This window comes from Variovorax sp. AC194 (genome assembly GCF_979257995.1).
Genome location: NZ_OZ409823.1, coordinates 3947394 through 3968528, shown reverse-complemented (window position 1 = coordinate 3968528; position 21135 = coordinate 3947394). Strand labels below are relative to the sequence as shown.

At 66.2% G+C, this 21135-nt stretch carries 19 protein-coding genes and 1 tRNA gene; 6 read left to right on the top strand and 14 right to left on the bottom strand.

The window, feature by feature from the left end; all coding sequences use genetic code 11:
- Positions 1–25: 25 nt before the first annotated feature.
- Positions 26–2017 (bottom strand): AAA family ATPase, encoded by a 1992-nt coding sequence (locus ACZYRS_RS18885; protein WP_463420482.1) that lies wholly within the window; start codon positions 2015–2017, stop codon positions 26–28.
- 381 nt (positions 2018–2398) lie between these two features.
- Between ACZYRS_RS18885 and hrpA the strand changes: the two genes are divergently transcribed.
- Positions 2399–6262 carry an ATP-dependent RNA helicase HrpA gene (gene hrpA, locus ACZYRS_RS18880; RefSeq protein WP_463420481.1) on the top strand — a complete coding sequence of 1288 codons (3864 nt, stop codon included), beginning with the start codon at positions 2399–2401 and terminating at the stop codon, positions 6260–6262.
- Between the two features lie 45 nt (positions 6263–6307).
- Here hrpA and ACZYRS_RS18875 read toward each other — a convergent pair whose 3' ends face one another.
- From ACZYRS_RS18875 to lptF, 8 genes are all read right to left on the bottom strand, one after another.
- A complete protein-coding gene (locus ACZYRS_RS18875) occupies positions 6308–6466 on the bottom strand; it encodes a DUF3309 family protein (protein ID WP_013541242.1) in 159 nt (52 codons plus the stop codon).
- 99 nt (positions 6467–6565) lie between these two features.
- A complete protein-coding gene (locus ACZYRS_RS18870; RefSeq protein ID WP_463420480.1) occupies positions 6566–7018 on the bottom strand; it encodes a DUF3592 domain-containing protein in 453 nt (150 codons plus the stop codon).
- Between the two features lie 11 nt (positions 7019–7029).
- Positions 7030–7404, bottom strand: a complete 375-nt coding sequence (locus ACZYRS_RS18865) for a rard protein (protein ID WP_463420479.1) — start codon at positions 7402–7404, stop codon at positions 7030–7032.
- Positions 7405–7432: 28 nt separating this feature from the next.
- Positions 7433–8605: a pyridoxal phosphate-dependent aminotransferase gene (locus ACZYRS_RS18860; protein WP_463420478.1), complete on the bottom strand. Its 1173-nt coding sequence runs from the start codon at positions 8603–8605 to the stop codon at positions 7433–7435.
- On the bottom strand, positions 8602–9543 hold the full coding sequence (locus ACZYRS_RS18855; protein WP_198784036.1) for a CysB family HTH-type transcriptional regulator: 942 nt from the start codon (positions 9541–9543) through the stop codon (positions 8602–8604). The genes ACZYRS_RS18860 and ACZYRS_RS18855 overlap by 4 nt, the downstream gene beginning before the upstream one ends.
- A gap of 62 nt (positions 9544–9605) precedes the next feature.
- Complete coding sequence (locus tag ACZYRS_RS18850) at positions 9606–9983, bottom strand: sirohydrochlorin chelatase (RefSeq protein WP_463420477.1); 378 nt, start codon at positions 9981–9983, stop codon at positions 9606–9608.
- A complete protein-coding gene (gene lptG, locus ACZYRS_RS18845) occupies positions 9980–11089 on the bottom strand; it encodes an LPS export ABC transporter permease LptG (protein ID WP_198784034.1) in 1110 nt (369 codons plus the stop codon). The genes ACZYRS_RS18850 and lptG overlap by 4 nt, the downstream gene beginning before the upstream one ends.
- A complete protein-coding gene (gene lptF, locus ACZYRS_RS18840; protein ID WP_463420476.1) occupies positions 11086–12225 on the bottom strand; it encodes an LPS export ABC transporter permease LptF in 1140 nt (379 codons plus the stop codon). The genes lptG and lptF overlap by 4 nt, the downstream gene beginning before the upstream one ends.
- Before the next feature lie 21 nt (positions 12226–12246).
- Between lptF and ACZYRS_RS18835 the strand changes: the two genes are divergently transcribed.
- The 4 genes from ACZYRS_RS18835 (at position 12247) to ACZYRS_RS18820 (ending at position 15957) form a co-directional block, all read left to right on the top strand.
- Positions 12247–13776 (top strand): leucyl aminopeptidase, encoded by a 1530-nt coding sequence (locus ACZYRS_RS18835; RefSeq protein WP_463420475.1) that lies wholly within the window; start codon positions 12247–12249, stop codon positions 13774–13776.
- On the top strand, positions 13773–14216 hold the full coding sequence (locus tag ACZYRS_RS18830) for a DNA polymerase III subunit chi (protein ID WP_463420474.1): 444 nt from the start codon (positions 13773–13775) through the stop codon (positions 14214–14216). The genes ACZYRS_RS18835 and ACZYRS_RS18830 overlap by 4 nt, the downstream gene beginning before the upstream one ends.
- Positions 14216–14611, top strand: coding sequence for a hypothetical protein (locus ACZYRS_RS18825; protein WP_198784030.1), 396 nt, complete (start codon positions 14216–14218; stop codon positions 14609–14611). The genes ACZYRS_RS18830 and ACZYRS_RS18825 overlap by 1 nt, the downstream gene beginning before the upstream one ends.
- A gap of 137 nt (positions 14612–14748) precedes the next feature.
- On the top strand, positions 14749–15957 hold the full coding sequence (locus ACZYRS_RS18820; RefSeq protein WP_198784029.1) for a branched-chain amino acid ABC transporter substrate-binding protein: 1209 nt from the start codon (positions 14749–14751) through the stop codon (positions 15955–15957).
- 103 nt (positions 15958–16060) lie between these two features.
- On the opposite strand, the gene ACZYRS_RS18815 is transcribed toward ACZYRS_RS18820, so the two are convergent.
- From ACZYRS_RS18815 to ACZYRS_RS18795, 5 genes are all read right to left on the bottom strand, one after another.
- Entirely contained in the window at positions 16061–16450 is a 390-nt protein-coding gene (locus tag ACZYRS_RS18815) for a response regulator (RefSeq protein ID WP_198784028.1), read from the bottom strand.
- A gap of 100 nt (positions 16451–16550) precedes the next feature.
- Positions 16551–16907 carry a hypothetical protein gene (locus ACZYRS_RS18810; protein ID WP_463420473.1) on the bottom strand — a complete coding sequence of 119 codons (357 nt, stop codon included), beginning with the start codon at positions 16905–16907 and terminating at the stop codon, positions 16551–16553.
- A 212-nt stretch (positions 16908–17119) separates the two neighbouring features.
- Positions 17120–17210, bottom strand: a tRNA-Ser gene (locus ACZYRS_RS18805).
- A gap of 24 nt (positions 17211–17234) precedes the next feature.
- Positions 17235–18164, bottom strand: a complete 930-nt coding sequence (locus ACZYRS_RS18800; protein ID WP_042579791.1) for an SPFH domain-containing protein — start codon at positions 18162–18164, stop codon at positions 17235–17237.
- Between the two features lie 34 nt (positions 18165–18198).
- A complete protein-coding gene (locus tag ACZYRS_RS18795) occupies positions 18199–18624 on the bottom strand; it encodes an NfeD family protein (protein ID WP_463420472.1) in 426 nt (141 codons plus the stop codon).
- Between the two features lie 197 nt (positions 18625–18821).
- Between ACZYRS_RS18795 and ACZYRS_RS18790 the strand changes: the two genes are divergently transcribed.
- On the top strand, positions 18822–21131 hold the full coding sequence (locus ACZYRS_RS18790; protein WP_198784025.1) for an Orn/Lys/Arg family decarboxylase: 2310 nt from the start codon (positions 18822–18824) through the stop codon (positions 21129–21131).
- Positions 21132–21135 lie beyond the last annotated feature (4 nt).

The following is a 21135-nucleotide window of genomic DNA, read 5'->3' as shown; positions in this document are numbered from 1 at the left end:
ATTCTTGGAAAGGGTTTCGTACGGTTCAGGCCAATGCGCGCAGCACGCGGGCCGCGACCGCCGGCGGGCCCGCGCCCGGCACGGGTTCGGGCGTTGGAAGCGGCAGGCCGCCCTTGCGGGCGCGGAAGGTCGCGAGCAGCGCTGCGTAGGCGTCGGTCGGCTCGCCGGCGGGCGCGGGCGCGAGGTCGAGCATCGCGGCCAGTTCCGCCGGGGCGATCGAGCCTTCGCGCATGAGCGCATCGACCACCGCCATCAGCGCCGCGGTATGCGTCTCGAGCAGCGCGAGTGCGCGTGCGTGCTGCTGCGCGAGCAGCGCCTCGATCTCCGGGTTCGTCGCTTCGAGGTCGGTGTTCAGGTTGTCCTCGGCGTCGTTCGCGACGTCGGTGCGGCTCAAGCGCGCGCCGAAGGCGTAGTGGCGCACGTACTGCGCGGCGAAGGACGTGGCCTGCATGAAGTCCTGCGAGGCGCCCGAGGTGCAGGCCTCGGCGCCGAACACCATCTCTTCGGCGGCGCGGCCCGCCAGGCCGACGCAGATGCGGTCGCGCAGGTTTTTCTTGGACCAGGTCTTGCGCTGCTCATAGCTGTTGTAGCCGCCCTCGAACGAGGCCACGTTGATCTTGATCTCCTGCGGCGCGCGGCCGAAGAGCACGCCGTAGATCACGCCGTGGCCCGCCTCGTGCACCGCGAGCAGGGCGCGGAAGTCCTCGCTCGAGCGTTGCTTCAGGCGATTGAGTTCCAGCGCCACCGGGAACTGGCGGCGCGCCTTGCGGTACTTCGCCACGATGCACGGCACGCTCGCATCGAGCGTGAGCCACACGGGCTCGCCGCCATCACCGTCACCGGCGCCGCGCTCCAGCGCCCACAGCGCCGCGTTGACCAGCGTCGCGCTCAGGATCGCGTGGATCGAGGAGAACAGCGGGCGCGTGCCCTGCGCCGGGAACACGGCGTTGGCGTAGATTTGCTCGTACACGACTGCATCGAGCACGAAGCGCACGCCGGAGCTTTCCTGGATCTCGCTCACGTAGCGGTCGCAAATCGACAGGATCAGCTGCACATACGTCGCGCGGTTGAGCGACGGGTAGATCACATGGTTGTTGCCCAGGCGCGCGATCTGCTCGGGGCGAAAGCGCCCGGCCAGCGCCTTCTTCACGTCGATGACCGAGAGCTTCTTGGTGAGCGTGTGGAAGATGTCGGCGTCGGTGTCGCAGTCCTCCACGCGCTGCGCGGTCTCGGCGTACATCTCGTCCAGGTTGCCCGAGACGAACACCAGGAGCTTGCTGTAGTCGGTCTCCCAGCTTTGCTGCGTGTCGCGGAAGGCGCGCAGGCGCGCATGCACCTCGGCGGGCTTCCACGCCATGATCTGCAGCAGGGTCTCGGGCAGCTTCAGGCAACGCTTGACTTCGCGCGCCTCCCACGGGGCCAGGTGCAGCTTGCGCTTCTTGAGCTTCTTCTTGTCGGCGGGGCCGTCGCGGTCCTGCTCGTACTCGGCGTAGGCGAGCGAAGACTCGATCTCGCCGAGCATCGAGAGCGCGGGCGGCAGGCGACCGTCGGACAGGAGCGCCCACACGTCCTGGTAGCGCTCGACCTTGGCGTCGTGGCCGTTGCCGTCCACGGTGCGAAAACGCTGGAACTCATCGAGCACCAGGATGCCCGGCGTGCCCTCGACGATGCCCGACTCGGCCAGCATGGCCGAGATGGAGCCGCGGCTGCCGTGGCCCGAGCCGTGGCTGAAGCCGTCCATCTGCACTTCGATGAAGCGGTCGTAGAAGCCCAGGTGCTGGGCGAGCTTGCGCACGAGTTGCGTCTTGCCGGTGCCGGTCAGGCCCCAGAGGCAGACGATGACCGGGCGGCTGATGAGCTGCGGCAGCACATACCAGGCGCGCAGCGATTCGACCACGCGATCGATGATGTCGTCGATGCCGAAGAGTTCTTCCTTCAGCGATCGGGCGACGTTCTGCAGGTGCTTCGTGCGCTCGGCGAGCTCGGCATGCAGTTCGGAATGGATGTCGTTGGACATGGATTGATTCTTTGAAAAACGGGTACGAAAAAGCGGCCACCCCTTCGCAATGAAGGAGCGGCAGGCAGACGCTTGAAAGGGACGGTTGCTGCGCTTCGGTGCCTGAAGCGCGCAACTGGAAAAAAGTGGCGCGGACCTCAGGCCGGGCGGAGCAACCTGACCCGGCCATGCACGCAGAGCGCATGGCCTGCGCAGCGGCTGCGCAGGGGGGTGAGGGCAAGGAAGGACATGGACGCGATCCTATCGGCGGGTTGCGGTAGAGTAAAGACTATTTACGTCACACAACAAGCCGTGGCGCCGTACTGTGGAAGCTGTGCAACAGCCGGTGCGCGCCGATAATCGACGGTTTGCCCGCCGCGTGCCGACGACGACTGCTCTCCCTTGACGACCACGACACCCTCCGCCCCCTTGCGCATCGAGTTCCCCGAATCGCTTCCCGTCTCCGGCCGGCGCGATGAGATCATGGCCGCCATCCAGGCGAACCAGGTCGTGATCGTGTGCGGCGAAACCGGCTCTGGCAAGACCACGCAGTTGCCCAAGATCGCGCTCGCGCTCGGCCGCGGCAAGATCAACGCGGAGCCGGGCAAGGGCCGGCTCATCGGCCACACGCAGCCGCGACGCATTGCCGCAAGCTCCGTGGCCAAGCGCATCGCCGAAGAGCTGAAGACGCCGCTGGGCGACGTGGTCGGCTTCAAGGTGCGCTTTCAGGATCGCCTGAGCCGCGACGCCTCGGTCAAGCTCATGACCGACGGCATCCTGCTGGCCGAGACGCAGACCGATCCGCTGCTCAAGGCCTACGACACGCTCATCATCGACGAGGCCCACGAGCGCTCGCTGAACATCGACTTCCTGCTCGGCTACCTGCGCGAGATCCTCCCGCGCCGTCCCGACCTGAAGGTGATCGTGACCTCGGCGACCATCGATGCCGACCGCTTCGCGCAGCACTTCGCCTCGGCCAAGGGACCGGCGCCGATCATCTATGTCTCGGGCCGCACCTTCCCGGTCGAGCAGCGCTACCGTCCCTTCGAGGAGTCGCGCGAGCACGACCTGAACGACGCGATCGCAGACGGTGTCGACGAGCTCTGGCGCGATCCGCACAACGCGGGCGACATCCTCGTCTTCCTGCCCGGCGAGCGCGAGATCCGCGAGGCCGCCGACCATCTGCGCCGCCACCTGAGCCACCAGCCGCTGTTTCGCAATGCCGAGGTGCTGCCGCTGTTCGCGCGGCTCTCGGGCCCCGAGCAGGACCGCATCTTCGACAGCCACACGGGCCGGCGCATCGTGCTCGCCACCAACGTGGCCGAGACCTCGCTCACGGTGCCGGGCACCCGCTACGTGATCGATACCGGCACGGCGCGCGTCAAGCGCTACAGCTTCCGCAGCAAGGTCGAGCAGTTGCTGGTCGAGCCGATCAGCCAGGCCGCGGCCAACCAGCGCGCGGGCCGTTGCGGCCGCGTGGCCAACGGCATCTGCATCCGGCTCTACGACGAGAAGGATTTCGACGGCCGTCCGCGTTTCACCGATCCGGAAATCCTGCGCTCCTCGCTCGCGGGCGTGATCCTGAGGATGAAGTCGTTGCGCCTGGGCGACGTGGCGCGTTTTCCGTTCCTCGAAGCGCCGTCGCCACGCGCGATCGCCGACGGCTACCAGTTGCTCAACGAACTCGGCGCGGTCGACGATGCGAACGAGCTCACCGCCACCGGCGGCGAGCTCGCCAAGCTGCCGCTGGACCCGCGCGTGGGCCGGATGATCCTGGAGGCCCGCACGCGCGGTGCGCTCGAAGAAGTGCTGGTCATCGCCTCGGCCCTCAGCGTGCAGGACGTGCGCGACCGCCCGATGGAAGCGCAGCAGCAGGCCGACCAGGCGCATTCGAAGTTCGACGACGAGAAGAGCGAATTCAGCGGCTACCTGCGCCTGTGGAAATGGATCGCCGACGCGCGCGGCGGTCATGGCGACACCCACAAGCTGAGCAACCGCCAGTACGAGCAACTGCTGCGCCAGAACTTCATCAACATCCGCCGCGTGCGCGAGTGGCGCGACATCCACTCGCAGCTGCTCACGGTCGTCACCGAGCACAAGTGGCGCATCAACGCCGAGCCGGCCGGCTACGAGCCGCTGCACCTGTCGATGCTCGCGGGCCTCCTGGGCAACGTCGGCTGGAAGCTCGAAGACGACGAGGCGTACCTCGGCGCGCGCGGCATCAAGTTCTACAAGCACCCGGGCGCGCACCTGAAGAAGAAGCCCGGCCGCTGGATCGTCGCGGCCGAACTGGTCGAGACCACGCGCCTCTTCGGCCGCGGCATCGCGAACATCGAGCCGCAGTGGCTCGAACAGGTGGCGGGGCATCTGCTGAAGAAGCAGCTGCTCGATCCGCATTGGGAGAAGAAGGGCGCGCAGGTCTCGGCGCTGGAGCGCGCGACGCTCTACGGCCTCGTGGTGTACAGCGGGCGGCGCGTCGATTTCACCAAGGTCGATCCGGTTGCCGCGCGCGAGATCTTCATCCGCGAAGCGCTGGTCGCCGGCCAGTGGGAAAGCAAGTTTCCGTTCCTCACGGCCAACCGCAAGCTGGTGCGCGAAGTCGAGGGGCTGGAGCACAAGGCACGCCGGCAGGACGTGCTGGTCGATGAGGAACTGATCTTCGCGTTCTACGACGCGCAGCTGCCCGCCGACGTGGCGAGCGGCATCAGCTTCGAGAACTGGTACCGCCACGCGTCCAGGGAACAGCCGCGCCTGCTGTACCTCACGCGCGAGGAGCTGATGCGCCACCAGGCGGCCGGCATCACGACGCAGTCGTTCCCGCCGACGCTCAGGCTCGGCGGCGTCGATTGCGCGGCGGCGTACCTGCACGAACCCGGCGACGCGAAGGACGGCCTCACGGTCAGCGTGCCGCTCTTCGTGCTCAACCAGGTGAGCGAGGAGCGCTGCGAGTGGCTGGTGACCGGCATGCTCAAGGACAAGATCCAGGCGCTGCTCAAGAGCCTGCCGCAGCGCCCGCGCTCGCGGCTGGTGCCGCTGCCCGAATCGGCGGCGAAGCTGGCCGAGGCGCTCTCGGTGCCCGAGCTGTTCGGCAGCGGCTCGCTCACCGACGTGCTGCTCAAGCGCGTGCGCGACATGACCAGCATCGACGTGAAGCGCGCCGATTTCAAGCTCGACATGCTGGCGCCGCACCTGTTCATGAACCTGCGCATCGTCGACGAGCATGGCCGCCAGTTGGGCATGGGGCGCAACCTCGGCGCGCTGAAGGCGGAGCTGGGTGCGCAGGCACGCGGGGCCTTCCAGGCGCTCGCGGGGCTCAACGTGAAAGCGTCGCCGGCGCCCAAAGCCTCTGCCGTCGATGAAGGCAAGGCGCCCGCGAAAAGCGCGGCGCCCGAAAAGGCGACACCCGCTTTGCCCGCGGGCCAGCGCTACACGGCCTGGACCTTCGGCGAACTGCCGGAGCTGATGGAAGTGCGCCGCGGCGCGCAATCGCTCATCGGCTTTCCCGCGCTGCGCGACGAAGGCGACGCGGTGACGATCGAGGTGTTCGACGAGCCCGCCGTCGCAGCCGCCAAGCACCGCGCGGGCCTGCGCCGCCTGTTCGCGCTGCAGCTGAAGGACGCGCTCAAGTACCTCGAGAAGAACATCCCCGACCTGCAGAAGATGGCCGTGGCCTACATGCCGCTGGGCACCTCCGAGGAACTGCGCGCGCAGATCATCGACGTGGCGATCGACCGCGCGTTCCTTCAAGAGCCGCTGCCCACCGACGAGTTCGCCTTCAAGCGCCGGCTGGAAGAGGGGCGAGGGCGGCTCACGCTGATCGCGAACGAGGTGGCGCGCCTTGCGTCCACCATCCTCGTCGAATACGCCGCTGCCGCACGCAAGATCAAGGACACCAAGATCCAGCCCGAGGCGGTGCAGGACGCTGGACAGCAGCTGCAGAAACTCGTCGGCAAACGCTTCATCGCCGACTCGCCGTGGACGCAGCTGCAGCACTTCGCGCGCTACCTGAAGGCCATCGTGCTGCGCCTGGACAAGCTGCGCGCCGACCCCGCGCGCGACACCGCCAAGCTGGCCGAATTGCGCCCGCAGGAGCAGCGCTACTGGCGCTTGGTGGCCGAGCGCAAGGGCGTGGTGGACGATCGCATGCTCGAATTCCGCTGGCTGCTCGAAGAGCTTCGCGTGAGCTTCTTCGCGCAGGAACTGCGCACGCCGCAGCCCGTGAGCGTCAAGCGGCTGGACAAGGCCTGGGCCCAGCTGCAGGCATGAAAAAAGCCCGCGGCGAGGCGGGCTTTTTTCATTGAGGGGTGGGTGCTATATGCGGCCCATCAGCACCAGGATGACGACGATCAGCACGATCAGGCCGACGCCACCGCTTGGCCCGTAGCCCCAGGAGCGGCTGTAACCCCAGCTCGGCAGCGCGCCGATCAGTATCAGGATCAGGACGATGAGCAGAATGAACGAGAGGGACATGGTTTTCTCCTGGGACGTTTGTTGTAACGAGCCTTGATGCTCATCGTCCCGGGGCGCGCGAAGCGCCGGAGAGCCGCCCCTTCGGCGGTCAGGACAGTCCTACCGTGGACGTCGGCGCCTGGCGCCTGCCTCGTCGGAGAGCAGGAAGTGCATGCCCACGGCGAACGCCAGGAACACGGTACCCAACCCGCCGACGATGGTCGCGCCGCCCCAGAGGTCGAAGAAGCCGTCGAGCCGGGCATCCTTCGGATCGGCGGGGTCGAAGAACACGCCCACGACCTCTCCCTTGTCGTAGGCGGGCGGGCTGCTGCTGCTCGACGGCGCGAACTCGATGGTTTCGCCGGACGGCCCCTTGAAATGCACCAGCGGACGCCAGGTGTCCGAGCTGTTGCGGCGCGAACTCTCCACGCGCAGCAGCTCGATCACCTCGCCTTGCGCCCTGCCAGCCGAGGCGATGAACTTCGCGGTGTTCTGGTACAGCAGCCACGCGCCGGCGAGCATCAGCACGCCGACGAGGCCGAAGACGAGCTTGACGATGTTGGCGGACTTCATTCGGATGGCCTTCAGCTTCGCGTCAACTCGGTCAACAGGGTGCCGACGGCCGCGAGCACCAGGCCCACGGCCAGGAAACCCACCGCTCCCAACGTGGACAGCAACGCGCGTCGCCACGAGCGCGTGCGAAAGAAATAGACCGGAATGCCCAGCAGCGGAAAGACCCCGGCCCACAGCGCCGAGCGGCCCGGCGGGATCACGCCGCGCGCGAGGCCCTCGGCCCGGCACCACGTGTAGCAAAGCGCCGAGATCAGGAATGCGTGCGCTACGTCGAGCACGGTGTAGTCCTTGCCGCGCACGGGCGGCATGAAGGCGTCGGCCACGCCCACCACGAGGAACGAGAGGCCCAGGACCAGGAGGATCCAGCGCGGCCGGTTCATCGTCATCGCGGCACCCGGGTCCTGGCGGCCGTCGTCAGAGCTTCGCGAGCCGGTCCAGCGCCGCGAGAAGCGTCTCGTCCTTCTTGGCGAAGCAGAAGCGCACCACGCGCTGGTCGAAGCCGTTGCCGTAGAACGCCGACAGCGGAATCGCTGCCACGCCGATTTCGCCGGTGAGCCACAGGCAGAAGTCGGCTTCGGAGAGATCGCTCACGGCCGAGATGTCCACGCACTGGAAGTAGCTGCCTTCGCTGCGCAAGAGCCTGAAGCGCGTCTTCTCGGCCAGGCCCGCGGCGAACAGGTCGCGCTTGCGCTGGTAGAAGGCCGGCAGCTCGACGTAGGGCTTGGGCTCGGCCATGTACTGCGCGAGCGCATGCTGCATCGGCGTGTTGACGGTGAACACGTTGAACTGGTGCACCTTGCGGAACTCGGCCATCAGCGGCGCGGGCGCGGCCACGTAGCCGACCTTCCAGCCGGTCACGTGGTAGGTCTTGCCGAAGCTGCTGACGATGAAGCTGCGCGCCGCCAGACCCGGGAAGCGGGCCACGCTTTCGTGGCGCGCCGCATCGAACACCATGTGCTCGTAGACCTCGTCGGCGATCACGAACACGTCGGTGGGGGCGAGCAACTCTTGGAGCTTGCGCATCTCGTCCGCGGTCCAGACGGTGGCGCTCGGGTTGTGCGGCGTGTTGATGATGATCGCGCGCGTGCGCGGGCTGAGCGCGGCGGCGATCTTGTCGAAGTCGGGGCGGAAGGTGCCGGGCACGAGCGGCACGCGCACCACGCTGCCGCCTGCCAGATCGATGTTGGGCACGTAGCTGTCGTAGCAGGGCTCCAGCACGATCACTTCGTCGCCGGGCCGCACGATGGCCAGGATGGCGGTGATGATGGCCTGCGTTGCGCCCGCGGTGACGGTGATCTCGGTGGCGGCGCTGTAGCTGTGGCCGTAGAGCGCGGAAATCTTGGCGGCGATGGCCTCGCGCAGCGCCGGGATGCCCGGCATCGGCGGGTACTGGTTGTGGCCCGCGGCCATCGCGGCCGTCACGTCTTCGAGCAGCTTCGGATCGCAGTGGAAATCCGGAAAGCCCTGCCCGAGATTGACCGCGTTCTTCTCGGCGGCCAACGCCGACATGACCGTGAAGATGGTGGTGCCGACGGCCGGCAGCTTCGTCGTGATCTCGGGCGTGCGTGGGGAAAGCACAGTACTCATAGTTCGTAGTCTTGTTGATGGCCGCTCAAGGCCTTGGCGATCAGGTTGCGGTCGAGCCGGTCGGACAGCAGCTCGGCGAACTTGAAGACGAAGTTGCGCAGGTAGGCGCTCCGCTTGAACGCGACACGGGCAATATTCTGGCCGAACACATGGCCCATCGGGCGGACCACGAGATCGGCGTTCGACTCGTCGCGCACTGCCATCTCGGCCACGATGCCCACGCCCAGGCCCAGGCGCACGTAGGTCTTGATCACGTCGGAGTCGATCGCCTCGAGCGCGATGCGCGGCGCGAGTTTCTTTTGCGCGAAGGCGTGGTCGATGCGCGTGCGGCCGGTGAACGACGGGTGGTAGGTGATGATCGGCTCGCTCGCCAGGTCCTCGAGCGAAATGCGCTCCTTGGCCGCCAGCGGATGGTCCTTGGGCAGCACCAGCACGTGCTGCCATTCGTAGCAGGGCAGGGTCACGAGCTCGGCGTAGCCGTCCAGCGATTCGGTGGCGATGCCGATCTCGGCGATCTCGTCGATCACCATGCGCGCCACCTGGTCGGGCGAGCCCTGGTGCAGGCTCACATTGACCTTCGGATAGGCCTCGCGCAAATTGGCCACGGGCACCGGCAGCACGTAGCGCGCCTGGGTGTGGGTGGTGGCGATGGAGAGGGTGCCGCTGTCCTGCGCGCTGAACTGCTCGCCGATGCGCTTCAGGTTGCCGACCTCGCGCATGATGAGTTCGATGCTGGCGATGACATGCTGGCCCGGCTCGGTCACGCGTTTCAAGCGCTTGCCGTGGCGCGCGAAGATTTCGACGCCCAGCTCTTCTTCGAGTTCGATGATGGCTTTGGAGACACCCGGCTGCGAGGTGTGGAGCGCCTTGGCCGCCTCGGTAAGGTTCAGGTTGCGCCGCACGGCTTCCTGAACAAACTTGAATTGGTGCAGATTCATATCAAATTCCGTCTTATTGCGGAATTCATTATGCCTTCGCAATCTATCGAAATTGCCGGGTCTCAGGATTTGACCGCAATTCTCGCCAGCAACTCGACCAGCTCAGGCTCCTCGCCGACGATGCGGGCGAGGGAGAAATCGACCTGCGGCCAGGTCTTGCGGAGCGCGTCGAGCTGCACGGGCAGGTCTTCGCGGGCATGTTTGCCCATGCCGAGGAACAGCGGAACGACGCGGATGGCGGTGGCGCCATCGGCGATCAGGCCGGCTGCGGCCGATAGCAGGTCCGGCGTGGCCAACTCCATGTACGCGCACACGACGCGCGCGGTCGGGTCGTCTTGGACCACCCGCGCGGTCACGGCCTCGATGGGTTCGCGCCAGCGCTCGTCGCGGGAGCCGTGGGCCAGCAGGACGGTGCCCCGCGATGCCAGCGTCCCGGTCATCTTCGAAGCACCAGCCAGCTGAAGGCCGTCAACGACATCACCGAATAGATCATTCCCGGCGCCGCCGCCGTGAGCCAGGGCGACCAATTGCTGAGGTTGCCCAGGTACCCGAACACGTTGTTCAGCAGGAAGAAGCTGATGCCGATCATCACGCCGCCGAACACGTAGGTCGTGATGCCGGCCTGGCGAAAGTGCAGGTAGGCGAAGGGCAGGGCGAGCACCACCATCACCAGGCACGACAGCGGATAGAACACCTTGCGCCAGAACTCGATCTCGTAGCGCTGCGCGGTCTGGCCGTTGGCATCCAGGTGGCGGATGTAGTCGAACAGGTCGATGGTGCTCATGCGGTCCGGCCGCAGCAGCGCCACCGAGACCATTTCGGCGGTGAGCGACGTGGGCCAGTCCATCTGCGGGATTTCGGTGGTGACGATGCGGGCCTTGTCGGCGGCGCTGCGCGTGTCGTAGTCCTGCTTCTCGATGTCCGCGAGTGCCCAATGCCCGTCCAGGATGCGCGCGGACTTGGCCACCAGCTGCTTGCTCACGTAGCCGTTGGCGTCGAACTCGAAGATGCGCGCGTTCTTGAGCGTGCCGTCGCGCGAGATCGACAGCACGTTGACCGCATAGGACACGTTGTCGCGCTTCTCCTTGAGCCAGGCGCCGGTGTTGCCCACCAGCGTGTAGGGCGCCTGGTATTTGGACTTGAGCAACTGGCCGGTGCGTCCGGACAGCGGCGCGATGTAGTCGCCCACCGCGAAGGTGAGGATGACGAACCCAAGGCCCAGCAGCAGCAGCGTGCGCAGTGCGCGCCATGGCCCCAGGCCGCTGGTGCGCAGGATCGTGTATTCGGAGCTTTGCGCGAGGCGCGCCATCACGAAGATGCAGCCGATCAGCACGGTGATCGGCAGCAGCTCGTAGAGGTGGCTGGGGACCAGCAGCGCCACGTACGCCAGCGCCTGCATCGGCCCGTAGGCGAGGCTCTCGGGCTTGCCCACGGACTGCAGTTCGTCGACGAAGTCGAAGAAGAAGAACAGGCTCAGGAAGCCGAGCGTCACGAAGGCCACCGACTTCAGGGCCTCCACGTAGATCAGGCGTCGTATGGTTTTCACGAGGTGGGGTCGATCTTGGAGGGCTGCGGGGCCGGTGCGTTGCCGCCGGTCGCATGTGCGGGGGTCTTGCGCTGTCCCCAGTTGTTGTTGCGCAGCACCAGCCACGCCGTGCCGATGAGGAACACGCCGCCGTGCAGCATCAGCAGGAAGGTGCCCATGCCGTAGCGGCCGGAACTCACCCAGCTCTGGCCGAGGTTCAGCAGGTTGTAGTAGATGACGAACGCGAACAGCGCGAACAGCAGGTTGCCGCTGCGTCCCACGCGCGGGTTGACGCTGGAGACGGTCAGCGCCAGCAGCACGAAGTTGATGGCCGCCAGCAGCATGCCGATGCGCCAGCCCAGTTCGCCCAGGCTCGCGGTGCTGCGGTCGCGCAGCAGCGCCAGGGTGGTGCGCGCGCGCGCCGGCGTGGCGTCGGTCCCGGCACCGGCGCTGCCGCCGGAGCGGGTGCCGTAGGTCTTGAATTCGCTGATCTTCAGGCCCGAGGTCGGCAGCAGCGGGCGTTCCAGCCGCTGGCCGTTGCTGAGCATGATGAACTGGTTGGCGCCCACGTTCTCGACGCGGCCGCTGCGTGCCGAGGTGGTGATCTGCAGGCCGCGCTCGATCGCCCAGATGAAGACGTTGGTGGCGGTGGCGCCGTCCGGCGTGTCCTTGTCGATGAAGAAGACGCGCATGCGGCCCGAGGATTCACGGAATTCGCCGGGCGTGACGCGTTCGATGTCGCCGCGCTGCTCGTACTGCTGGCGCATGCCGATGGTCTGCGAGTTGGCCCAGGGCCAGCCCACCAGCGCCATGGCGGCGATCAGGATGAGCACCGGCCAGGCGAAGCGGAACAGCGGCTCGATGAAGTCGGTCAGCCCCCGGCCGCTGGAGAACCAGATCACCATTTCGCTGTCGCGGTACATGCGCGAGAGCGTGCCCACGATGGCGATGAACAGGCTCAGGCTGAGGATGGTGGGCATGTAGCCCAGCACCGTGTAGGCCATCACGATGAAGACATCGGCCGGATTCACACTGCCCTTGGACGCGAGGCCGAGGGTACGGATGAGCATCATGGTCATCACGATGGTGACCAGAACCACGAGGGTCGCTCCGAAGCTGCGGGACAGCTCCTTGCGTAATGAAGAATGGAATAACATCGTTCGAGGAAAAAAAGGATTATGGACTTTCAACTCAAGCCCCTCACCGTCGCCCAGGCCGCAGCCGAAAAATCCGATGTCCTCATCGTGCTCGTCGGCAGCGCTCCCATCACCTCCAAGGACGCGCTTTCCGTGCTGGCCGCCAGCGCCCGCAAGGCCGGCGACCTGCCCGACAAGGCCGGCAAGCTCCTGGCACTCTACCGCCCCGACGACGTCGTGGCCTCCCGCGTGGTGCTCGCGGCCATCGGCGACGGCAAGCCCGCGTCGGTGCGCAGCGGGGTGATCGCGGCGGTCAATGCCGCCAAGGCCCATCGGCCCAAGCGGGCCGTCATCGTGTTCGCCCAGCCGGCCGATGGCGCTGCCGTGGCCTGCGCGGTCACCGCCGCGGCCGATGCCAGCTATGTCTACACCACCACCAAGCCGAAGGCCGAGGCGCGCAGCATCCGCCACCTGACGCTCGGCGTTGCAGACGCAACCGGTGCGAGCCAGGCCTTCGACGAAGCCCGCGCCACCGTGCTGGGCATCGAGCTGGCCAAGGAGTGGGGCAACCGCCCCGCCAATTACGCGACACCCACGCTGCTGGCCGAAGCCGCCAAGGGGCTGGCCAAGCTTCCCAACATCAAGTGCGAAGTGCTCGGGCCGAAAGAAGTCGAGAAGCTGGGCATGGGCTCCTTCGCCGCGGTGGCACAGGGCTCGGCCGAGCCGCTGCGCTTCATCGTGCTGCGCTACCAGGGCGCGCCCAAGGACCAGGCGCCCGTGGTGCTGGTCGGCAAGGGCATCACCTTCGACACGGGCGGCGTTTCGCTCAAGCCCGCGGCCGAGATGGACGAGATGAAGTTCGACATGTGCGGCGCCGCGAGCGTGCTGGGCACCTTCCGCGCGCTGGGCGAGATCCAGCCGGCGATCAACGTGGTCGGCCTCGTTCCCTCGTGCGAGAACATGAACGACGGCAAGGCCGTCAAGCCCGGCGACGTGGTCACCAGCATGAGCGGGCAGACCATCGAGGTGCTCAACACCGACGCCGAAGGTCGGCTCATCCTGTGCGATGCGCTGACCTATGCCAAGCGCTTCGAGCCGGCCGCGGTGATCGACGTCGCCACGCTCACGGGCGCCTGCGTGATCGCGCTGGGCGGCGTGCGCAGCGGCCTCTTCGCGAGCGACGAGAGGCTGGCCACGGCCCTGCAGGCGGCGGGCGAGCAATCGCAGGACCGCTGCTGGCGCCTGCCGCTGGACGACGAGTACGCCGAAGGCCTCAAGAGCAACTTCGCCGACGTGGCCAACATCGGCGGGCGTGCCGGTGGCGCGGTCGTCGCGGCCAAGTTCCTGCAGCGCTTTGCCGCCGACTACGCATGGGCGCACCTGGACATCGCGGGCACCGCGTGGAAGAGCGGGGCGGCCAAGGGGTCGACGGGGCGGCCGGTGGGGCTTCTGGTGTCCTACCTGACGACACGCGCGGCAGACAAGACTGCTTCGGCTTCACCTCAAGCCAAGCCCAAGGCCAAGGCCGAACCGAAGGCGGCGCCGCCCGGGAAGGCCCGGTCCTCCAAGTGACGGAAATCGGCTTTCACTTCAACGCGCCCGACAAGCTGAACTACGCTTGCCGGCTCGTTCGCAAGGCCGTGAATGCACGCGGCCTGCGGGTGGTGGTGGTCGGCGACGCACAGGCGCTCGACGCGGTGGACGCCGCGCTCTGGCAGCTGTCGCCTGTCGACTTCGTCGCGCATTGCAGGAGCGACGCGCAGGCCCACGTGGTGGCCCGCTCGCCGGTGATTCTTTCTTCCGAAGGCGCCGACGCGGCATCGCTGCCGCACCGCGAGATGCTGGTGAACCTGGGCCTCGAAGTGCCCGCCGGTTTCGAGCGCTTCGAGCGCCTGATCGACATCGTGAGCGACGAGGCCAACGACCGGCAGGTCGGCCGCTCGCGCTGGCGCCACTACGCCGACCGCGGCTACACGATCCAGCCGCACGACTTCGCAAGGAGCGCCTCCTGATGGCCAGCACGCTGCGCACGCCGCCCCGGTTCGTTCCCACGCTGACCACGGTGCTGGAGATCCCGGCGGAGCCCGCGAGCGCCGAGCCGGCCGACGCGCCGGCGCCACAACCCGATGCGGCCAGCGCGGTCGCATTGCCGCCCGCGGCGCAACTCACGCAGGCCGAAATCGTGAGCCTCGAAGAGCAGCTTCTGCATCGCGTGCTGCAGCGCGTGGACCTGTCTCTGGAAGAGCGATTGAGCGATGCGGTGTCCGCCGCGGTGCAGCAGCAACTGGACGACATGGTGCCGCGGCTGCGCGGTGAAATCGAGGCCGTTCTGCGCGCGCTGGTGATCGAATCGATGGCCGCCGAACTCTCCGAAAACACAGGGTCTACGCCAGCTTCCGGCGCATAAATCCTCGGCTAAACTGCGCCGCAGGTCGGAATGGCGTGAGGGTGCCGCTGGTCTGCGGCGCGAAACTTGCGAGGTCTGCGCGCCCGGATCACACGACCGGTTTTTTATTGTTTTCATCCAAGTTCTGGAGGTTTCCCATGCAATTGAAATGGACTGCGGTCGCACTGGCTGCACTCACGCTGGTGGCTTGCGGCAAGAAAGAAGAAGCTGCTGCACCCGCTGCAACGCCGGCGCCCACGGCGGCTGCCCCCGCACCCGCAGCACCTCCTGCCGATGCACTGGTCGTGAAGATCGGTCACGTCGGCCCGACCAGCGGTCCCATTGCCCACCTCGGCAAGGACAACGAGTTCGGCGCCAAGATGGCCATCGAAGACCTGAATGCAAAGGGCCTCAAGATCGGCGACAAGGTTGCCAAGTTCGTGCTGGTGCCTGAAGACGATGCCGGCGATCCGAAGCAAGGCACGGCCGTTGCGCAGAAGCTGGTCGACGAAAAGGTCAACGGCGTGGTCGGCCACCTGAATTCGGGCACCACCATTCCCGCCTCCAAGCTCTACAGCGACGCCGGCATTCCGCAGGTCTCGCCGTCGGCAACCAACCCCAAGTACACGCGCCAGGGCTTCAAGACCACGTTCCGCGTGGTGGCTGACGACACGCAACTGGGCGGCACGCTCGGCAAGTACGCCGTCGACACGCTCAAGGGCAAGAACATTGCCGTGATCGACGACCGCACGGCCTACGGCCAAGGCGTTGCCGAAGAATTCGAGAAGGCCGCCAAGGCCGCCGGCGGCACCATCGTGGGCCACGAATTCACCACCGACAAGTCGACCGACTTCAACGCCATCCTGACCAAGCTCAAGGCTGCCAAGCCCGACGTCCTGTTCTTCGGCGGCATGGACGCCGTTGGCGGCCCGATGCTCAAGCAGGTCAAGCAACTCGGCCTGAACGTCAAGTTCATGGGCGGCGACGGCCTGTGCACCGGCGAACTGCCGAAGCTGGCTGGCGATGCCATCGGCGAAGACATGGTGGTGTGCGCCGAAGCCGGCGGTGTCGACGGCGACTTCAAGCAGCCGCTGGAAGACTTCAAGGCCCGCTTCAAGACCAAGAACGGCGTCGAAGTGCAGATCTATGCACCGTACGTCTATGACGCGGTCAACGTGCTGGCCGAAGCCATGGTCAAGGCCGGTTCGTCGGAGCCGGAAAAGTACCTGCCTGAAATCGGCAAGCTGCAATACAAGGGCGTGACCGGCCCGATCGCCTTCGACGAAAAGGGCGACATCAAGAACGGCGCGCTGACCTTGTTCACGTACAAGGGTGGCGTGCGCACGCAGATCGCCGTGGTGCGCTGAAGCGCATTGGCAGTCGCGCAAATTTGCGCGGCTTGCCGGCTAAAAAGAAAAGGGCCTTCGGGCCCTTTTTTCATGGTGCGCCGCGAGCGCGACCACGACGTCGTCAGAGTGCGGCGAGGCCCGAGGGGCGGTCGGTGTTGCAGTACTCGATGAAGGCATCGAGGTCGCGCGACTTGTCGAACACCGCGTCGGCCCCCAGCGCCTGGCAGCGGGCCCGGATGTCCACGGTCACGTAGTTGCTCAGCACAACGACGCGCTGGCCCGCCGAGCGGGCCTTGCAGCCGGCCAGCACGCCCAGGCCGGAGCCTTCCTTGAGGAACAGGTCGACGATCAACAGTTGCCAGTCATTCGGGTGGGCCGCCAGCCACGCCAGCGCATCCGACTCCGTTTCGGCAAATCCGACCACATGTCCATTGACCAGATCCTCCAGTGCCGGGACCAGGTTGTCTCTGATGGTCTTGTTGTCCTCGACGAGGAACGTGATGAGGGACATGCCTTGGTTTCGCTTTGAGAACCAATAGCGTAGCGTGCCGAACGCGGTCGCAGCGTAGGAGAAGGGAGACGGACCGAGGGAACGTTGTTCTGTCGCCCGTTCAGTCCGAGCCGTTGGCGCGGATCTTGGCCTTGAGCTTCTCGGCCAGCGCCTGGCTTTCGTCGCGCTCGGCCGTCGCCTCGATGCGCTTCTCGATTTCCTCGCTCAGCGCTGCGTTCACCTCGGCCAGTTTTTCCGCCGACCTGGCCAGCTTCTCTTCGAGCTGGCTGGTGTGCTCGATGGCCTGCGCCACTTCGCCGACCTGGATCTCGTCGGGCAGTTCCTGCTCGAGCACCGTGCTCACCACGGCGAGGTTGTCCGATGCCCGTTGCACATCGGCGGCGACTTCTTCGCTCTTTTGAAGCGTCTTGTCCAGGGGGGTCTTGCCACGCGGCGCGGTTTGGGTCTGTCCAGCCATCGAGGCTCCTTTTGCGGCTCTTGCCGGCTTTGAAAAAGTAAAACCTTTGGATCGTACCGCCAGACGAATGCGCCCGCAGCCTTGACCCCAGTTGCAGTGAAGCAACGTGTCATATGACACCCTGGACGACAAAAAAGCCCAAGTGCTTGTGGCGACTTGGGCTTCTTGCTGTCTCTCTGCATGTTCGTGAACGGTTACGAACAATCAATCTCTGGCGGAGCAGGCGGGATTCGAACCCGCGGAGGGCTATTAACCCTCACACGCTTTCCAGGCGTGCGACTTAAACCGCTCATCCACCGCTCCTGAGCCCACGATTATAGCAGTCGCTCAGCTCGGATTCGACGGCTTGCCGGCCTGAACCATGCGCATCGCCGAGGCGATGAGCGCCGCGGTCTCGCTCATGTTGCTCGGCACGATCAGCGTGGTCTTGGAATCGGCCGCGACCTTGCCGTAGGCATCGACTGCGCGCTCGGCCACCTTCAGCTGCACGGCCTGTTCGCCGCCGGGCTGCTGGATGGCGGCGGCCACGCGCTCGATGGCGTCCGCCGTCGCGGTGGCCACGGCCGTGATGGCGGCGGCTTCGCCCTGGGCGTTGTTGATCTGCGCCTGCTTCTCGCCTTCGGAGCGGGCGATGAAGGCCTCGCGCTCGCCGGTGGCGATGTTGATCTGCTCCTGGCGGCGGCCTTCCGAGGCCGCGATCAGCGCGCGCTTGCCGCGCTCGGCGGTGATCTGCGCTTGCATGGCCAGGAGGATTTCTTTGGGCGGCGTCAGGTCCTTGATTTCGTAGCGCAGCACCTTCACGCCCCAGTTGAGCGCAGCCTCGTCGATCGCGGCCACCACCTGGGCGTTGATGACGTCGCGTTCCTCGAAGGTCTTGTCGAGCTCGAGCTTGCCGATCACGCTGCGCAGCGACGTTTGCGCCAGCTGCGTCACGGCCACGATGTAGTTCGACGAGCCGTAGCTCGCGCGCATCGGGTCGGTCACCTGGAAGTAGAGGATGCCGTCGACCTGCAGCTGCGTGTTGTCGCGCGTGATGCAGATCTGGCTCGGCACATCGAGCGGGATTTCCTTCAGGCTGTGCTTGTAGGCCACCCGGTCGATGAACGGGATCAGGAAATTGGGCCCTGGCGTCATGGTGCCGTGGTACTTGCCCAGGCGCTCGCGCACCCAGGCGTTCTGCTGCGGCACGAACTTGACCGACTGGCTGATGAAGATGATCGCAATGACCAGGATGATGAGGGGGACCGAGAATTCCATGGTGCTCTTCCTTTTCTAAGCTTTGTTCTGTTGACTAGATCTTGTCGACGACGAGGCGGCTGCCGACCACCTCGACCACGCGGTGCTCGCCCGTGGAGGGCGCATGGCCCGCGCGCTGCACGACGGTCCATTGGGCACCGCGATAGCGCACGGTGGCGGTGCCGTCAGGGTTCCATGCATCGACATGCACGCTCTCACCGATGTCCAGGTTCACGTCACGGTTGGTGCCGGCGGCCGCGGCCCGCGGACGCTTGCGCTGGACCGAGTACCAGACCAGCACGGCACCCACGCCGATCACGGCCGCGACGATCAATTGGGTGATGGTTCCGAAGCCCAGGTGCGCGGCGATTGCCGCGGCTGCGAAGCCGGCCGCCAGCAGCAGCAGGTACACCGTGCCCGAGAGCAGCTCGACCACGATGGCGGCGCCCGCGATCAGCCACCAGATGGTGGAATTCGCCATGACAACTCCTCTTTTTTGCTTGTTCGATGCGCGCCATTCTGAGGCATACGGCGCCAAGCGCTTGCCCCACGTAGGGGTACTGGCGCCAGGGGCGTGCCTCATGCCGCCATCGCTCGAATGTCTTGCACGAGGCTGACCAAATCCTTCATCTGAATTCCGTACACTTCGCGCCTCATTGCCTGTCCGGAGCCCCGCTCATGAAATTCCGCTTTCCCATCGTCATCATCGACGAGGACTTCCGCTCCGAAAACACCTCGGGCCTCGGCATTCGCGCGCTCGCGCAGGCCTTCGAAAGCGAGGGCTTCGAGGTGCTGGGCGTCACCAGCTACGGCGACCTGAGCCAGTTCGCGCAGCAGCAAAGCCGTGCCAGCGCCTTCATCCTGTCGATCGACGACGAGGAGTTCACCGTCGGCCCCGACCTCGATCCGGCCGTGCTGAACCTGCGCACCTTCATCGGCGAGGTGCGGCGCAAGAACGCGGACGTGCCCATCTACATCTACGGCGAGACCAAGACCGCGCGCCACATCCCCAACGACATCCTGCGGGAGCTGCACGGCTTCATCCACATGTTCGAGGACACGCCGGAGTTCGTGGCGCGCCACATCATCCGCGAGGCCAAGAGCTATCTGGAAGGCGTGCAGCCGCCGTTCTTCAGGGCGCTGATCGATTACGCGGAAGACGGCTCGTACTCCTGGCATTGCCCCGGCCACTCGGGCGGCGTGGCGTTTCTCAAGAGCCCGGTGGGCCGCATGTTCCACCAGTTCTTCGGCGAGAACATGCTGCGCGCCGACGTCTGCAACGCGGTGGAAGAACTGGGCCAGCTGCTCGACCACACCGGCCCGGTGGCGGCCAGCGAGCGCAATGCCGCGCGCATCTTCAATGCCGACCATTGCTTCTTCGTGACCAACGGCACCAGCACCAGCAACAAGATGGTGTGGCACCACACGGTGGCGCCCGACGACGTGGTGGTGGTGGACCGCAACTGCCACAAGTCGATCCTGCACGCGATCATCATGACCGGCGCGATTCCCGTGTTCATGAAGCCCACGCGCAATCACTTCGGCATCATCGGCCCGATCCCCAAGAGCGAGTTCGAGCAGAGCGCCATCAAGGCCAAGATCAAGGCCAATCCGCTCTTGGCCGACGTGGACCACGAGAAGGTCAAGCCGCGCGTGATGACGCTCACCCAGTCGACCTACGACGGCGTGATCTACAACACCGAGACCATCAAGAACATGCTCGACGGCTACGTCGACACGCTGCACTTCGACGAGGCCTGGCTGCCGCACGCCGCCTTCCACCCGTTCTACGGCGCCTACCACGCGATGGGCAAGCGCCGCGTGCGGCCCAAGGATTCGCTGGTGTTCGCCACGCAGTCCACCCACAAGCTGCTGGCCGGCATCAGCCAGGCCAGCCACGTGCTGGTGCAGGACTCGCAGAACCGCGCGCTCGACCGCGACCTCTTCAACGAGGCCTACCTGATGCACTCGTCCACCAGCCCGCAGTACGCGATCATCGCCAGCTGCGACGTGGCCGCCGCCATGATGGAGCCGCCCGGCGGCACCGCGCTGGTGGAGGAAAGCATCCTGGAGGCGCTCGACTTCCGCCGCGCCATGCGCAAGGTCGAGGAAGAGTTCGGCAAGGACGAGTGGTGGTTCAAGGTCTGGGGCCCCGAGAAGCTTGTCGACGAAGGCATCGGCCGCGCCGACGACTGGATCATGAAGGGCGAGAAGGAAGGCCAGACCTCCAAGCGCGGCAAGAACAAGAACACGCCGCGCAATTGGCACGGCTTCGGCGACCTGGCCGACGGCTTCAACATGCTCGACCCGATCAAGTCGACCATCGTGACGCCCGGCCTCGACCTGGAAGGCAACTTCGCCGAGACCGGCATTCCCGCGAGCGTGGTGACCAAGTTCCTCGCCGAGCACGGCGTGATCGTGGAGAAGACGGGCCTCTACAGCTTCTTCATCATGTTCACCATCGGCATCACCAAGGGCCGCTGGAACACGCTGCTCACGGCGCTGCAGCAGTTCAAGGACGACTACGCGCGCAACCAGCCGATGTGGCGAATCCTTCCCGAGTTCTGCCAGCAGCACCCGGGCTACGAGCGCCTGGGCCTGCGCGACCTGTGCCAGCACATCCACCAGCTCTACGCCCGCTACGACGTGGCGCGCCTGACCACCGAGATGTATCTGAGCGACCTCACGCCGGCCATGAAGCCGAGCGACGCCTTCGCCCACATCGCGCACCGCAAGACCGAGCGCGTGGAGATCGACGAGCTCGAAGGCCGCATCACGACCAGCCTGATCACGCCGTACCCGCCGGGCATTCCGCTCCTGATTCCGGGCGAAGTGTTCAACAAGAAGATCGTCGACTACCTGAAGTTCTCGCGCGAATTCAACCTGCAGTGCCCGGGCTTCGAGACCGACATCCACGGCCTCGTGGCGCGCGTCGACGAGACGGGCAAGAAGCGCTACTACGCCGACTGCGTGCGCAGGGCCGGCTGATGTC